This is a genomic window from Citrobacter freundii complex sp. CFNIH9, from assembly GCF_002903305.1.
Lineage (GTDB): Bacteria > Pseudomonadota > Gammaproteobacteria > Enterobacterales > Enterobacteriaceae > Citrobacter > Citrobacter portucalensis.
The window spans coordinates 644442-658381 of record NZ_CP026238.1; the positions used below are offsets into that span (position 1 = coordinate 644442).

The 13940-nt window shown below is 54.0% G+C and carries 17 protein-coding genes; 5 read left to right on the forward strand and 12 right to left on the reverse strand.

What is annotated here, in order from left to right; genetic code table 11:
* Positions 1-6: 6 nt before the first annotated feature.
* The gene (gene ubiU / locus C2U43_RS03285; RefSeq protein ID WP_003024971.1) at positions 7-1002 is read right to left on the reverse strand and encodes a ubiquinone anaerobic biosynthesis protein UbiU; all 996 of its coding nucleotides are present in this window, start codon (positions 1000-1002) and stop codon (positions 7-9) included.
* A 220-nt stretch (positions 1003-1222) separates the two neighbouring features.
* Here ubiU and ubiT point away from each other — a divergent pair, with 220 nt between their 5' ends.
* Both ubiT and C2U43_RS03295 read left to right on the forward strand, forming a co-directional pair.
* Complete coding sequence (ubiT, locus tag C2U43_RS03290; protein ID WP_003828637.1) at positions 1223-1747, forward strand: ubiquinone anaerobic biosynthesis accessory factor UbiT; 525 nt, start codon at positions 1223-1225, stop codon at positions 1745-1747.
* Positions 1741-2244 (forward strand): GNAT family N-acetyltransferase, encoded by a 504-nt coding sequence (locus C2U43_RS03295; protein ID WP_008785907.1) that lies wholly within the window; start codon positions 1741-1743, stop codon positions 2242-2244. The genes ubiT and C2U43_RS03295 overlap by 7 nt, the downstream gene beginning before the upstream one ends.
* Here the strand turns inward: C2U43_RS03295 and C2U43_RS03300 are convergent.
* Positions 2241-2531 carry a GIY-YIG nuclease family protein gene (locus C2U43_RS03300; protein ID WP_032945094.1) on the reverse strand — a complete coding sequence of 97 codons (291 nt, stop codon included), beginning with the start codon at positions 2529-2531 and terminating at the stop codon, positions 2241-2243. The two genes, C2U43_RS03295 and C2U43_RS03300, sit on opposite strands and share 4 nt — an antisense overlap.
* Positions 2532-2583: 52 nt before the next feature.
* Here C2U43_RS03300 and C2U43_RS03305 point away from each other — a divergent pair, with 52 nt between their 5' ends.
* Positions 2584-3012, forward strand: a complete 429-nt coding sequence (locus C2U43_RS03305; RefSeq protein ID WP_003828634.1) for a YhbP family protein — start codon at positions 2584-2586, stop codon at positions 3010-3012.
* Positions 3013-3048: 36 nt separating this feature from the next.
* Positions 3049-3684, forward strand: a complete 636-nt coding sequence (locus tag C2U43_RS03310) for an NAD(P)H-binding protein (protein ID WP_003828632.1) — start codon at positions 3049-3051, stop codon at positions 3682-3684.
* 73 nt (positions 3685-3757) lie between these two features.
* Here C2U43_RS03310 and dolP read toward each other — a convergent pair whose 3' ends face one another.
* Genes dolP through C2U43_RS03330 form a run of 4 tightly spaced genes read right to left on the reverse strand, consistent with a single transcriptional unit; the run spans position 3758 to position 7372 of the window.
* Complete coding sequence (dolP, locus tag C2U43_RS03315; RefSeq protein ID WP_008785904.1) at positions 3758-4333, reverse strand: division/outer membrane stress-associated lipid-binding lipoprotein; 576 nt, start codon at positions 4331-4333, stop codon at positions 3758-3760.
* A 9-nt stretch (positions 4334-4342) separates the two neighbouring features.
* Entirely contained in the window at positions 4343-4933 is a 591-nt protein-coding gene (gene diaA / locus C2U43_RS03320) for a DnaA initiator-associating protein DiaA (RefSeq protein WP_003024948.1), read from the reverse strand.
* A 34-nt stretch (positions 4934-4967) separates the two neighbouring features.
* Positions 4968-5363 carry a YraN family protein gene (locus tag C2U43_RS03325; RefSeq protein ID WP_003828625.1) on the reverse strand — a complete coding sequence of 132 codons (396 nt, stop codon included), beginning with the start codon at positions 5361-5363 and terminating at the stop codon, positions 4968-4970.
* Positions 5321-7372: a penicillin-binding protein activator gene (locus C2U43_RS03330; RefSeq protein ID WP_103284675.1), complete on the reverse strand. Its 2052-nt coding sequence runs from the start codon at positions 7370-7372 to the stop codon at positions 5321-5323. The genes C2U43_RS03325 and C2U43_RS03330 overlap by 43 nt, the downstream gene beginning before the upstream one ends.
* Positions 7373-7435: 63 nt before the next feature.
* Here C2U43_RS03330 and rsmI point away from each other — a divergent pair, with 63 nt between their 5' ends.
* Positions 7436-8299 (forward strand): 16S rRNA (cytidine(1402)-2'-O)-methyltransferase, encoded by an 864-nt coding sequence (gene rsmI, locus C2U43_RS03335; protein ID WP_003024942.1) that lies wholly within the window; start codon positions 7436-7438, stop codon positions 8297-8299.
* Between the two features lie 55 nt (positions 8300-8354).
* On the opposite strand, the gene kbaY is transcribed toward rsmI, so the two are convergent.
* The 6 genes from kbaY to agaW form a co-directional block, all read right to left on the reverse strand.
* On the reverse strand, positions 8355-9236 hold the full coding sequence (gene kbaY / locus C2U43_RS03340) for a tagatose-bisphosphate aldolase subunit KbaY (protein WP_016151042.1): 882 nt from the start codon (positions 9234-9236) through the stop codon (positions 8355-8357).
* Positions 9237-9248: 12 nt separating this feature from the next.
* Entirely contained in the window at positions 9249-10403 is a 1155-nt protein-coding gene (locus C2U43_RS03345; RefSeq protein ID WP_048215474.1) for an AgaS family sugar isomerase, read from the reverse strand.
* Between the two features lie 301 nt (positions 10404-10704).
* Positions 10705-11838: an N-acetylglucosamine-6-phosphate deacetylase gene (nagA, locus tag C2U43_RS03350; RefSeq protein WP_103284676.1), complete on the reverse strand. Its 1134-nt coding sequence runs from the start codon at positions 11836-11838 to the stop codon at positions 10705-10707.
* Positions 11835-12269 carry a PTS galactosamine/N-acetylgalactosamine transporter subunit IIA gene (gene agaF / locus C2U43_RS03355; RefSeq protein ID WP_008785899.1) on the reverse strand — a complete coding sequence of 145 codons (435 nt, stop codon included), beginning with the start codon at positions 12267-12269 and terminating at the stop codon, positions 11835-11837. The genes nagA and agaF overlap by 4 nt, the downstream gene beginning before the upstream one ends.
* A gap of 16 nt (positions 12270-12285) precedes the next feature.
* Positions 12286-13164, reverse strand: a complete 879-nt coding sequence (gene agaE / locus C2U43_RS03360) for a PTS N-acetylgalactosamine transporter subunit IID (protein ID WP_003024929.1) — start codon at positions 13162-13164, stop codon at positions 12286-12288.
* Positions 13154-13933 carry a PTS N-acetylgalactosamine transporter subunit IIC gene (agaW, locus tag C2U43_RS03365; RefSeq protein WP_003839998.1) on the reverse strand — a complete coding sequence of 260 codons (780 nt, stop codon included), beginning with the start codon at positions 13931-13933 and terminating at the stop codon, positions 13154-13156. The genes agaE and agaW overlap by 11 nt, the downstream gene beginning before the upstream one ends.
* Positions 13934-13940: the final 7 nt, after the last annotated feature.

Below are 13940 nucleotides of genomic sequence, written 5' to 3' on the forward strand. Positions count from 1 at the left end.
CTTCTCTCACTGCCATTTACGGTGATACGCGCCAAGCGTGGTCTGTGTGCCTTCGGACATAGAACCGAGCGTTTCCATCCACGCGGCCTGCGGGACGTAGTTTTGCGGGTCGGCCATACAGCGGTCGATCGCCTGACGCCACACTTTCGCCACCTGGCTGACATAGGCCGGACTACGCTGACGACCTTCGATTTTCACCGAGGCAATATTGGCTGCCAGCAGTTCCGGCAGCAGCTCCAGCGTGTTCAGGCTGGTGGGTTCTTCCAGCGCATGATAACGCTCGCCGTCAACCAGATAGCGGCCTTTGCATAGCGTCGGATAACCGGCGTTTTCCCCGTCCTGATAGCGGTCGATCAGCACTTCATTAAGACGGGATTCCAGCCCCTGTTGGGTCTGTTGCCAGCGGACAAAACGGGCAGGTGAGCAGGCACCAACCGTGTTAGGAGACTCACCCGTCAGATAGGACGAAAGATAGCAACGGCCTTCCGCCATAATGCACAGGCTACCGAAGGCGAACACTTCCAGGGGAACAGGTGTGACGCGAGCAAGCTGCTTCACCTGATGAATAGACAGCACGCGCGGCAGCACCACGCGGGCGACGTCAAAGTTGCGATGATAGAAATTAATTGCCTCTTCATTGGTTGCAGATGCCTGAACAGAGACATGGCGCTCAATATGCGGGTAGCGCTCTGCGGCATACTCAAGCATGGCGAGGTCGGCAAGGATCAGCGCGTCTGCACCCAGTTGCGCTGCCATATCAACGGCACGTTGCCAGCGCGCGTAACCATCCGGGTGCGCAAAGGTGTTAATCGCAATGTGCAGCTTACGGCGGTGCTGATGGACAAAACTCACCGCTTCCTGCAATTTTTTCTCGGTAAAATTAAGGCCGGCGAAATGACGGGCGTTGGTATCATCTTTCAGCCCGATGTAGACAGCATCAGCGCCGTTCTCGATGGCCGCCTTAAGCGCCGGTAGGTTTCCGGCAGGGCAGAGCAGCTCCATAATTTATCCTGAACGTTGCGCCGTGATGGGCGCAGAAATGTTAACGAATGGGGATTTTAGTTAACCTTGCTGAGACAATTTTTGATTTGAGGCAGTTAAAGTCGTATTGGTGACACCAATAAAGAGGTAACAATTTCGCATCGAATTGTTGATTTATGCCGCTATGTCGTTTATTTGATATGGCAAAATAGCAGGACTATTGAAACAGGGAGTAAAGCTCGTGTTGGATAAACTGCGTTCACGCTTAGTACAATTTGGTCCTTCTCTGATGAGTGTACCAGTTAAACTGACGCCCTTTGCGCTGAAGCGCCAGGTTCTGGAACAGGTCCTGAGCTGGCAGTTTAGTCAGGCGCTGGCCGATGGGGAGCTGGAGTTTCTCGAAGGTCGCTGGCTGAGCATTCATGTGCGTGACATTGACCTCAAATGGTATACCTCTGTTGAGAACGATAAACTTATCGTCAGCCAGAATGCAGATGCGGATGTAAGTTTTAGCGCCGATGCCAGCGATCTCCTGATGATCGTGGCCCGCAAGCAGGATCCAGATACGCTTTTCTTCCAGCGTCGCCTGGTGATTGAAGGTGATACAGAATTAGGGCTCTACGTAAAAAATCTGATGGATGCCATCGAACTGGAGCAGATGCCTAAAGCGTTGCGCGTCATGCTGATGCAGTTGGCGGATTTTGTTGAGGCGGGGATGAAAACGTCGCCAGAAACCAAACAGACCTCGGTAGGTGAGCCATGCTGATTCGAGTTGAAATTCCCATTGATGCCCCTGGTATTGATGCGCTGCTGCGCCGTTCATTTGAGAGCGATGCGGAAGCGAAATTAGTGCACGACCTGCGTGAAGATGGTTTCTTAACGCTGGGTCTGGTTGCTACCGATGACGAAGGTCAGGTAGTGGGTTACGTCGCGTTCAGCCCAGTCGATGTTCAGGGTGAAGATCTGCAATGGGTCGGCATGGCGCCGCTCGCGGTGGATGAAAACTACCGGGGGCAGGGCCTGGCGCGTCAGCTGGTCTATGAAGGACTCGATTCACTGAACGAGTTTGGCTACGCAGCGGTGGTTACGCTGGGGGATCCGGCCCTGTACAGCCGCTTTGGCTTTGAGCTGGCGGCCCATCATGACCTGCGTTGCCGCTGGCCGGGCACCGAAAGCGCGTTCCAGGTTCATCGCCTGGCGGACGATGCGCTGGATGGCGTGACGGGACTTGTGGAATACCACGACCACTTCAATCGCTTTTAAGCTTCCGGGGTTTGCAGGCTGCTTAATAGCGCCTCAAACCCTTCGCCTTCGACAAGGCGCTCTTTCTGCCGCTTGGTGAGCTGTTTAACGCGATACTCTATGCGCAGGGCCAGCGAACGGTCGCCGACCTGCGCCGCAAATGCCAACGTGAGTTCCCCCTTTCCGCGTAGCGCCTTCGCGCCTTTCCCACTTTGATGCTGCTTATAGCGGCGCTGCACATCGGTGGTTATTCCGGTGTATAAGGCGTTGTCTGCGGTACGGATCAGGTACAGATACCAGGGTGTCATTGTTACCATCGACGTGATAATTTTCAGGCCTACAGTATAAAAGAGAACAGAAATGGAAACACTGACTGCGGTGTCTCGCTGGCTGGCAAAACAGCACGTCGTGACCTGGTGCGTACACCATGAAGGTGAATTGTGGTGCGCCAATGCGTTTTACCTGTTTGATGCGCAGAAGATGGTGTTCTATGTGCTGACCGAAGAGAAAACGCGGCATGCGCAGATGTCCGGACCACGCGCACCGATTGCCGGTACAGTAAACGGTCAGCCTAAAACCGTCGCTCTGATTCGTGGCGTACAGTTTAAAGGGGAAATCCGGCGTCTTGAAGGCCAGGAGAGCGAAGACGCGCGTAAAGCCTACAACCGCCGTTTCCCCGTCGCCAGAATGCTGCCAGCGCCCGTATGGGAGATTCGACTGGATGAAGTCAAATTTACGGACAACACGCTGGGCTTCGGTAAAAAGATGCACTGGCTGCGTGATCTATAGTTAGAACAGTGATTGAAGACCTGGGGAAGATAAGCGATGAGTCAGGTGTTAATAACGGGAGCCACGGGGCTGGTGGGCGGACATTTGCTGCGTATGTTGCTCAATGAACCCCGGGTCAATGCCATCACGGCACCAACGCGTCGACCGCTGGCAGATACGGTTGGTATCTATAACCCCCATGATCCGCAGCTAACCGATGCTCTGGCACAGGTCACCGATCCGGTCGATATTGTCTTTTGTTGTTTGGGGACTACCCGGCGTGAAGCGGGCAGCAAAGAGGCGTTTATCCATGCTGACTATACGCTGGTGGTAGATACAGCCCTGACGGGACGTAGGTTAGGCGCCCAGCATATGCTGGTGGTGAGTTCGATGGGCGCCAATGCGAATTCACCGTTTTTTTATAATCGGGTGAAAGGTGAAATGGAGCAGGCGCTGATCGCGCAGAATTGGCCACGGCTGACGATTGTCCGGCCTTCAATGCTACTGGGTGATAGGGACAAACAGCGGACGAATGAGATGTTTTTAGCGCCGTTGTTCAGGCTGCTGCCGGGTAACTGGAAGTCGATTGAAGCGCGCGATGTTGCTCGGGCAATGCTGGCAGAAGCGCTGGCGCCTGGGCATGAAGGGGTTTCGATCCTGACCTCTTCCGAGCTACGCGAAAGGGCTAAATAAAAAAATGCCGAATGGCGCTGACGCTTATCCGGCCTACAAACGATTACGTTCTGTAGGCCGGATAAGATGCGTGTTACTTAATAAACGTAAAGGCTGTCGTGACGCGTTTCACGCCGCTTACCCGGCTGGCGATATCCGCCGCCGCCTTCGCTTCACGCTCGGTCACCAGACCTAACAGGAACACTTCCCCGTTCTCAGTCGTTACTTTCACGTTAGAGGATTTCACCTGATCGCTGGTCAGTAACTGGGAACGTACTTTGGTGGTTATCCAGGTATCGTTGGACGCATCGCCCAGACCGATTGGCTGGCCCTGACGGATCTCATTAAAGACCTCAGTCGTACCTTCTACGCCCATCGCAATCTGTTTTGCACGTGCAGACAGTTCGCTATTCGGCGACTGGCCGACCAGCAGCACTTTACCCTGATATGCGCTCACGTTGATTCGCGCTTCTTTCTTGATCTGGGCATCTTTCGACAACGCCGTATTGACGCGTAATTCCAGGGTACTGTCATCAACCTGGGTGCCGACACTACGAGGATCCGTCGCGGCTTTAGTCCCGACAGCTGCAGTTCCAACAACGGCGGCAGCGACACAGCCTTGCAGCAGCAGTGCAGCGATAATCACAGCAAGCGGCGAAAATGCCTTCATGTGTACTCCTTAATCATCCTGGTGAGGGAAAAGCGTGTTATCGATAAGATCGCAAAGGCAGTTGACCGTCAGCATGTGCATTTCCTGAACGCGGGCGCTGTGGTGTGAGGGAATACGGATTTCAACATCCTGTGGCCCCAGTAATCCGGCCAGTTCCCCTCCGTCATACCCGGTCAGCGCGACGATTGTCATGTCGCGTGTCACGGCGGCTTCAACGGCTTTTACGATATCGCGGCTATTACCACGCGTAGAGATTGCCAGCAGAACATCACCTGCATGTCCCAGCGCACGGACTTGTTTTGCATAAACTTCGTCGTGCAGGCGATCGTTGGCAATCGCAGTTAAGACCACATTATCAGTATTTAGTGCAATCGCAGGTAAACTTGGGCGTTCTGTTTCAAAACGATTGATCATGCTGGCAGCAAAATGCTGTGCGTTGGCAGCGGACGTCCCATTACCACAACAGAGAATTTTGTTGCCATTGAGCAGGGACTGAACCAGCGTCATGGCGGCACGGGAGATTGCATCCGGAAGTGCTTCAGCCGCAGCTATCTGAGTTTGAATGCTTTCTGTAAAGCAGACTTTAATTCTATCTAACACGCTAATCCTTAAGAACCAGGCTCTGAATCTTCAACTATGAGCGGTCGTTGAACGCGTCCTTAAACCACTCAACATCATTTCCGGTGAAGGCTAACACATCGAACCGGCAATCCACAGTATCAAAACTCCCATTGTGGCGCGCAAGCCACAAGCGGGCGGTCTGTAATAATTTGTGTTGTTTGCTCCGGGTCACACTCGCCGCCGCACCGCCGAACTGTGCTGAGCGTCGGTAGCGAACCTCAACAAATACGGTGGTGTTGCCTTCACGCATTATCAGGTCGATTTCGCCACCACGTTCACGCACGTTGGCGGCGATAAAATGCAGACCCTTGCTCAGCAGCCAGTCACGCGCGGTGGATTCCCACGCGTCACCGGTCTGTTTACTCGTTAACTGGCGGGGACGACTTGTCCTTGCTGGTATTTGAGCCATGATAACTTCCTGTTAATCACACAATCCTGCGTTGCGGTTAAGGCCCCGGTATTGCCGTTAATTTCGAAACCCTGCACCTGACGCATTTGCGAGAAGTGGTTGGCAAGCGACCAGGCATCGACACCCATGGCATACATACGCGCCAGCGAGTAGTCGTTACGAACCGCGCCAAGCGCCTGCTGCATGAGAGGCGCGTTAGCGCCTGCCAGCATCGGAATTTCGCTGTACTGCAAACCTTCCATCTCCAGACGGAAATCCGGGCCGGCAGTGCCCTGCGCACTACGAGAGCTGGCGTACAGCGTTGCTCCGCTCTGGCTGCCGTTGCGCATGGCGATCATCGGCTTAATAAATGCAATTTCTTCCGGCGTCGCCAGAATATACACGGCATCAACACGACCGCTGCCGCCGGTTATTTGCGCATCGGTAGGTGCTGCCGGGATGGTCAGACCGCCAATCGTCACGCCGGGTTGGGCTGGCACAGAGGAGGCCACCGGGCTGCCTGTCAGGGAAATCCCCGAGCCGCCGTTGACGCCCATTTTAAGTTCAGCGGTGGAGCCGAACTTCTGCTGCAATACCACGCCGCCACCCAGTTTTTGCCATTCCTGTGCAAAGGCGTTGGCAACGCGATCGCCTAATGAACTCCGTGGAATCAACAACAGCGGCGTCTGTTTTCCCTGATCGCGGATGTGGCGTGCGGCGTCGCGCGCTTCATCTTCTGGCGACAGGGCGAAGTAGCAGACGTTCGGCAGATTTTTCACCGACTCCGGCTGGTTAAGCGCCAGGACGTTCAATGGCGTGTTGCTTTTCATCAGCTCTTCAACATTGTTCTTCAACAGTGGGCCAACCACGATGCTGGCGCCATCCTGCTGAACCTGAGTCAGGATCTGGTTCAGCGGCTGTGATGAAGTGTCGTAGATTTTCAGCTCAGCGGATGGATTCGCCGGTGCGCTGGCGGTTGTTGGCTGAGCGGGTGCTGCGGGCTGCACAGCAGGTGTTTCTGGCTGAGCCGGCGTCTCGTTGGTCAGATCGCTTACTGACGCCTGAGACGGGCTGGCAACGCCGTCAGTCGTTTGCGGCTGTTCTGTGGTGGTCGCGGCAGCTGGAACTGCGGCAGGTGCGACAGCAACAGGGGCTGCGACAGGTTGAGTGCCCATGTTTTTCGCAGCTTCAAAGCCTTGCTGAATAGTCCGGCCAAATACAGCGGCCTGACCGTTCAGTGGTAACAGCAGGGCGATTTTGCTGGTAGAGGCGGGCTTAAAGCTCTGCACGTTAACCAACTGTGTTGGTAACAGTTTTGCTCCTGGGTTTTGCGGATAACGTTTCTGCCAGTCCGCAATACCGGCTTTCATCATGTCCGGATCGTTACGGTTATCGAACCAGACGCGCTGGAGATCCAGCCAGCCTTGCAGCACGTTTTCATCAGCATTGATGACCAGCGCCTGCGCTTGCTCCTGGGTCATGGACGACAGCGCCAGCCAGGTGGCGTCCATATTTTTCTGCTTAGCATTCGCGGCCAGCAGCGGTTCCTGCGCGATCAGGGCGCGCAGCAGCGTCAGAGATGGACGACCCTGGTTGACGTCGATTTGCGCCTGCCAGTAGCGTGCCTGTTGGTTTTGATCAAAATCGGCGGGAGTTAACTTATCCAGCAGGGCCTGTGCGCCAGCGACATCCTTCTGCGCGAGCTTAATCTCGACGGCCAACAGTGACTGCTCACGCTGCTGGGTATCGCTTAGCTTCTGCGGTAGCTGGTTAAACAGTTCGATAGCCTGCTGGCTCTTGCCTTCTTTCAGCAGTGCACGAATGGCGAGTAATTGCCAGTTGGTCTTGCTATCATCAGAGCTTTGCTGCATTTGTTGCAGATAAAAGCCGGAATCAGCCTGCGCAGTGCCCTGCATATGGGCTGCACTCTGGTCTGGCGCCTGGGTGCCACAGCCTGCGAAAATCAGTGCTGCCAGAATGACTGGTAGCGCGCGTGCGGCTTTCAAACGAGAAAATGTTGAGGGTACCATACTGTATCCAGTGATATTTTTTTACTCAATGCTCAATATTAAATCGGCAATACGGACGACACAATGAAACAACACGAATCGGCGGATAATTCTCAAGGCCAACTCTTTATTGTACCTACTCCTATAGGAAATTTGGCTGATATTACCCAACGAGCGCTCGAAGTTTTACAAGCCGTTGATTTGATTGCCGCTGAAGACACTCGTCATACAGGATTATTGTTACAACACTTCGCGATTAACGCGCGTCTGTTCGCGCTACATGACCACAACGAGCAGCAAAAGGCTGAAACGCTGGTCGCGAAGCTCAAAGAAGGACAAAACATTGCGCTGGTTTCCGATGCCGGAACGCCGCTGATTAACGATCCTGGCTACCATCTGGTGCGTACCTGTCGTGAAGCAGGGATTCGCGTTGTTCCCCTGCCTGGTCCTTGTGCGGCGATTGCTGCCCTGAGCGCTGCAGGCCTGCCTTCAGACCGTTTTTGCTATGAAGGATTTCTGCCTGCCAAATCGAAAGGGCGTCGTGATGCGATGAAAGCCATTGAGGCCGAGCCGCGTACGCTTATTTTTTATGAATCTACCCACCGCTTGCTGGATAGCCTGGAAGACATGGTTGCCGTCTGGGGCGAATCCCGTTACGTGGTACTGGCGCGCGAGCTGACCAAAACCTGGGAAACTATTCACGGCGCACCGGTTGGCGAACTGCTGGCGTGGGTCAAGGAAGATGAAAACCGTCGTAAGGGCGAAATGGTGCTGATTGTCGAAGGGCATAAAGCGCAAGAAGATGACCTCCCGGCTGATGCGCTGCGTACGCTGGCCTTATTGCAGGCAGAACTGCCGCTGAAAAAGGCCGCCGCGCTGGCTGCTGAAATCCATGGCGTGAAAAAGAATGCGTTGTATAAGCACGCGCTGGAACAGCAGGGAGAGTAAGCCCGATTGCTGATGGCCAAACCGACAAGGGTATGGCCATTAGCTAACACAGTGCTTAAGACTGAGCGGCAGTTTCACTGATTAATAAGCGGTTTGCTGACCCGCATACAGTGATTTTGCTACGCACCACTTCTTTCATCGCATCCATACCGACCCGCATGTAATAGCGAGGATCGTTGCCCTGCGGATTCTCCGCAAACCACGCTTTGACCGCATCGGCAAAAGCGATTTTCAGTTCGGTCGCGACGTTAACTTTGCAAACGCCAAGCTCGATCGTGCGGCGGACGTATTCGTCAGGGACATCACTTGCGCCATGTAGCACCAGCGGAACGTCGACTACCTCACGAATTTCACCCAGCCGCTGGAAATCGATTTTGGGCGTCTTGGTGTACAAACCGTGTGCTGTGCCGATGGCAACAGCAAGGCTATCTACGCCAGTACGCTCAACAAACCGTTTAGCTTCTTGTGGATCGGTGAGGAAGGCGCTTTCTGCATCCACACTCATATCATCTTCTACGCCACCGAGGCGACCCAGCTCAGCTTCCACGCTGCAATCTTTGGCATGGCAAAAATCCACAACGGATTTCACCAGCTTCACGTTTTCTTCAAACGGAAAGTGGCTGCCGTCAATCATTGCGCTGCGCACTCCTGCATTCACTTTACGACGAATGTCGTCCAGCGACTCATGGTGATCGAGGTGCAGCGCCAGCGGTATACCGTAGCTGGTGGAATAAGCGCTGCACAGCGCGTAGATCTCTTCTAGCGCGATATGCTTAAAGGTACCCGGCGTTCCTGCCAGGATCACCGGCGATTGCATTTCATAGCACACTTCAAGGATCGCCTGGATCGTCTCGGCGTTATGAATGTTAAAGGCAGGTACGGCATAACCCTTTTTTTGGGCATCCAGCAGGAGGTATTTCGTGGAAATAATGCTCATAAAACGATCCTTTTAGGCGTTCCAGGGATGAATAACAACGCCCTGTACAACGCGGTTCACAGTGCCGCTGGCAGAAGGCGTATCCGGTGTATTGCCGATATTGATGGATTGCGTCAAAGCAAAAACCTGGGCGTAGATCAGGAAGCAGAACGCCAATTCCATATCGATGAAAGAGCGTGCTGGCGGCAGCAGAATATGTGGGCCTGCTTCAATCACCTCATGGGTTTGTGCGGCAATCGCGACAACCCGCAATGCCTGCCGATCGCGGCGTAACTCTGCCAGCAGATCGAGATCGTATTGACGTGTATACGGATGGCTGGAAACAAAGACCACTACCAGCGTTTCGTTATCAACCAGTGACTTTGGACCGTGACGAAAGCCTGTCGGGGAGTCATAGAATGCGGCCAGTTTGCCTGCAGTCAGCTCCAGGACTTTCAGTGCCGATTCCCGCGCTGCTCCCTGTAATCCACCGCTACCGAGGTAAACGATCCGTTTCCAGGGTTCATTGCCAAATACACCGTCGCTGAAATCGCCCAGCGAAGTCAGAATCGCCTGGCACCGATCGGCCACGTCACGGAAGGTCTGGCTGTTGATTTTCTCTGGGGCAAATACTGCCAGGCAGCTGGCCATCATGGTGGTAATGCTGCTGGTCATCGCGAAGCCACGGTCATGTGTCTCTGCGGGCATTAACAGAGCAAAGGCATTGTCGCTTGCAACTGCGTTTTGATAGAGGCTACCTGCTTCGTTGCAGGTGATCGGCAGGTGATAACACTCAGGCACAAACTGATTAGCCAGTTCCACTGCTGCAACGCTTTCAGGGCTGTTACCTGAGCGAGCGAAAGAAATGAGCAGCAGCGGATGTGCGGGATTCAGGTAATCCATCGGATTGGTGACCAGATCGGTGGTCGGCACAGCGCTGATGTTTTTACCGGTATAGCTTGCCAGCCAGGGGGCGATGATGTCGCCAATGAATGCTGATGTTCCAGCCCCGGTCAGTATGATCCGCAGATCGTTTTTGCGCAGTAATGGTGCGAGAAAGCTGTCAATGGCAGATCGAATGTTGTCGATATTCGTAAGGGAACGGATCCAACTGGCAGGTTGTTGACGGATCTCTTCTTCGGTCCAGGTGCCCGTTACCGCGGTAACAGGGGTATAGGTTTCTGGCATAACTTAAGTCCTTAGTCTTGTAAATTCCACATAAGACGCTGGCGAGAATGTCGCTATCTTTCGTTTCGTTTCACTTGTTCATCTTGTCGATTGATTAAAATCTATAGGAAAGAAATCGAAAGAGCAATAATCCAAAAGGAAATAAAACGAAATTTGTGATCGTGAGAACGAAAGGTGTGGTTATCTTATTGATCTATAAGAAGTAGGCTTGTTGTAGGATGGTTAGGTATTTACTCAAGCGAAAGGAAAAGAAAGGCCTTGCGATCGAAGACCGCAGGCCAACACGAGACAAAATGAAAGGTCAAAGGGGGAGAGCCTGACCCTGAATCCAGATCTGTTGTAAATGTAGCCCGCTATTGAGCGCGATCGCGTCTGCACGTTTTCCCACTGCTAACGATCCCAGTTGGCGATCGATACCCAACAGACGTGCGGGGTGGAGAGAGGCCATATGAATTGCCTCTTCTGCCGTTATCCCGGTGAGCTCGACCATATTACGTACGGCTGCGTCAACCGAGAGCGTGCTACCAGCCAGGCCACCGGAAGCGGTACGCACAATACCACTGTGCATTTCCACCTCCTCACCGCAGAGTGTATAGCGTCCGTCTGGCATTCCTGCAGCCTGCATGGCATCGGTGATCAGCACCAGCCTGTCTTTGGCGCAACAGCAGCAGAGTTTCATGGCTGCCGGGTGGACATGGTGTCCGTCAGCGATAAGTTCCAGCCAGGCGCGAGGGTCGGTTAACCCTGCGCCAACCATTCCTGGCTCCCGATGATGTAAACCGGTCATACCGTTATAGCAGTGAACCAGTCCGTCAGCGCCGGCGTCAAAGGCTGCGCGGGTTTGTTCCCAGGTAGCTGCACTGTGTCCCAGCATCACCCGTACGTTGCGCTGCTTCAGATGTTCGATGGCCTGCAATGCACCGGTTTTTTCTGGTGCCAGCGCAACGACGCGCAATGTTTGCTGGGAAATCGCAATCAGTTCATCCAGTTCACTGAGTTCCAGTTCTCTGAAAAGCTCAGGCGGGTGCGCCCCTTTGTTCTGCGGCGTAAAGTACGGGCCTTCAAGATAACTGCCCAGCACCTGTGCGCCTGGCCCTCCGGAATGGTAGCGATGGGCGATACGCTCAAGCGCCTTGTGAATATCCGGTAATGGAGCGGTGACGGTAGTGGGTAGCCAGTTGGCTACCCCTTCACGTGCTTTGTGCATCGCCAGTTTGTCGAGTGTGTCCGGTGCTTCATCCATCACATCGGCACCCGCGCCCCCGTGTACGTGGGTATCAATGTATGCCGGACAGAGCAGTTCAGCATCGCGGACCATAACGCCGGAAGGAATTGGCTCTATTGCCGCAATGATACCGTCTTCAATATGCAATTGATGATCGTCCAGCCAACCCTGTTCGGTCAGTAGACGTCTGGCGCGCAGTAGCAGTGTCATATCCCTTCCTCAACGGGCTTTTCCTCACGGCAGCGTCCCAGCTCGTCCACCAGGCTGGTTAAACCCCGGTGCCCGCACTCCAGCGCCTGCAAACGAAACGCTTCGCTGCTCAGGTCGTCGCGCTCCAGCACCATCTCCAGTAGCAGTTGTAGATTGGTACCGGTGATCACTTCAGTACCTTGCCTTTGCATGGCTAGCGTGGAAGCGACGCGAAATGGCGTCCCACCCAACAGGTCGGTCAGAAACACGATGTCTTGCTGCGCATCCAGTTCACCCACCGCCTGCTCAAGTTGTGAGGTGAGCAAGGCAGTGGTTGAGGTTTCCGGAAAGTCGATGGCAATGAACTGAGTCTGCTCACCCAGAATCTGTTTCATCGCTTTTTCCATTCCGCTGGCAAACCCGCCATGACCCGTCAAAATAATACCTAACATCTACAACCCCTTATATTTACAGGAAATGACAGAACTTACCTACGACGCCGAGCACCACGGTAATGGCGATAAGGCGCAGAGGACTCCAGCCACGGCGGACCAGCCAGAACATGGTTAATGTGTAGACCAGCGGTAAAAAAGCAGGCATCAGCTTGTCTATCACGTCTGTTTGCAGTTTCACTACCGCATCGCCAGCAGTGATTTCCAGCGTAGTGCTCAGGCGAACATAGGTCGCTACCAGCGCACCGATCACCGTCATCCCTACGATGGATGCCGCATGTCCAACCTTTTTGGTGTTAGCTTTAATCAGCGGAATGGCAGCAACGCCCATTCGATAAGCATAGTGTGCCAGCCCAAAGCGCAGACCAAGATGAACCACGTTGAACATAACAATAAAGACAACTGCGCCAAGAATAGAGCCTTGCAGCGCCAGACTGGCCCCGATACCGCCGCAAATAGGCAGTAACGTTAACCAGAACATGGCATCGCCGATGCCGCCAAGCGGCGCACCCACGGCAATCTTTGTGCTTTGAATACTGTTCACATCCTGCTTGGAGCGTTCCATCGCCAGGATAATCCCGATAACAAACGTGACCAGGAACGGGTGCGTGTTGAAGAAGCCCATATGGCCTTTCATCGAACGCGCCAGATCGCGCTTATTGGTATGGATCTTTTTCAGAGCAGGTAACAGGCCGTACAGCCATCCTGATGCCTGCATACGTTCGTAGTTAAAAGAGGCCTGCAACAGCATTGAACGCCAGGCAACACGGTTGATATCTTTTTTCGTCAGCTCGGCACCGATATTCTGGTCTTCGTAGACGTTTTCATTGGTGCCGGACAGCAGCGTTTCTTCGGTTTCGGAAACGTTCGGCAGAGCCGTTTGATTAGATGCCATCTTCGAATTCCTCTTTTTGTGCTGCGGGAGCTGTAGGTTCAGGTGATTTACGCAGAAAATCGATCAGCGCCATTGCCAGTGCTGCGGCGGCGATCGCCAGCACAGGGAGTTTGAGCCAGGCTGCTGCTACAAAACCCAGGATGAAGTAGGGGATATAGACGTTTTTCATCATGATTTTCAGCAGTACGGCGAAGCCGATAGCTGGCATGATGCCGCCTGCCACACCCAGTCCGTCAATCAGACGCGTTGGCAGAACATCTATCGCGGTTTTGGCATGTTCCGCGCCAAAGTAAATCGGCAGGAACGCGCATAAAAAGTAGAAGGTCCCCAACGCGAGCAACGCCAGATAGTTGACCCTCTCAATCCCGGCGGTATCGGCATTCGCTGCCATGCGATCGCAGCGAGCCATCACCCCGGACATCACAGAGAACAGGAAGGTAATCCCCATCTGTACTGCTACAGCGAACGGTACCGCCACACCTACGGCAACTTCAGGTTTCACTCCGGTCGTTATGGCAAACGTGGTTCCCACGATAGTGCCGATAATCACGTTTGGCGGTTGAGCTCCCGCTAGTGGGGCAAGACCCATCCACACCAGTTCCAGCGTACCACCTGTTAAAATACCGGTATGCAGATCGCCCAGAATCAGGCCGACCAGCGGCCCGAGAACAACCGGGCGGTGCATGTGCGTTAACCCGTTGAACATATCCAGGCCTGCAATAAAGGCGAGAATACCCAACGCAAAAGCCTGCAACAGACTGATTTCCATTGTGAAT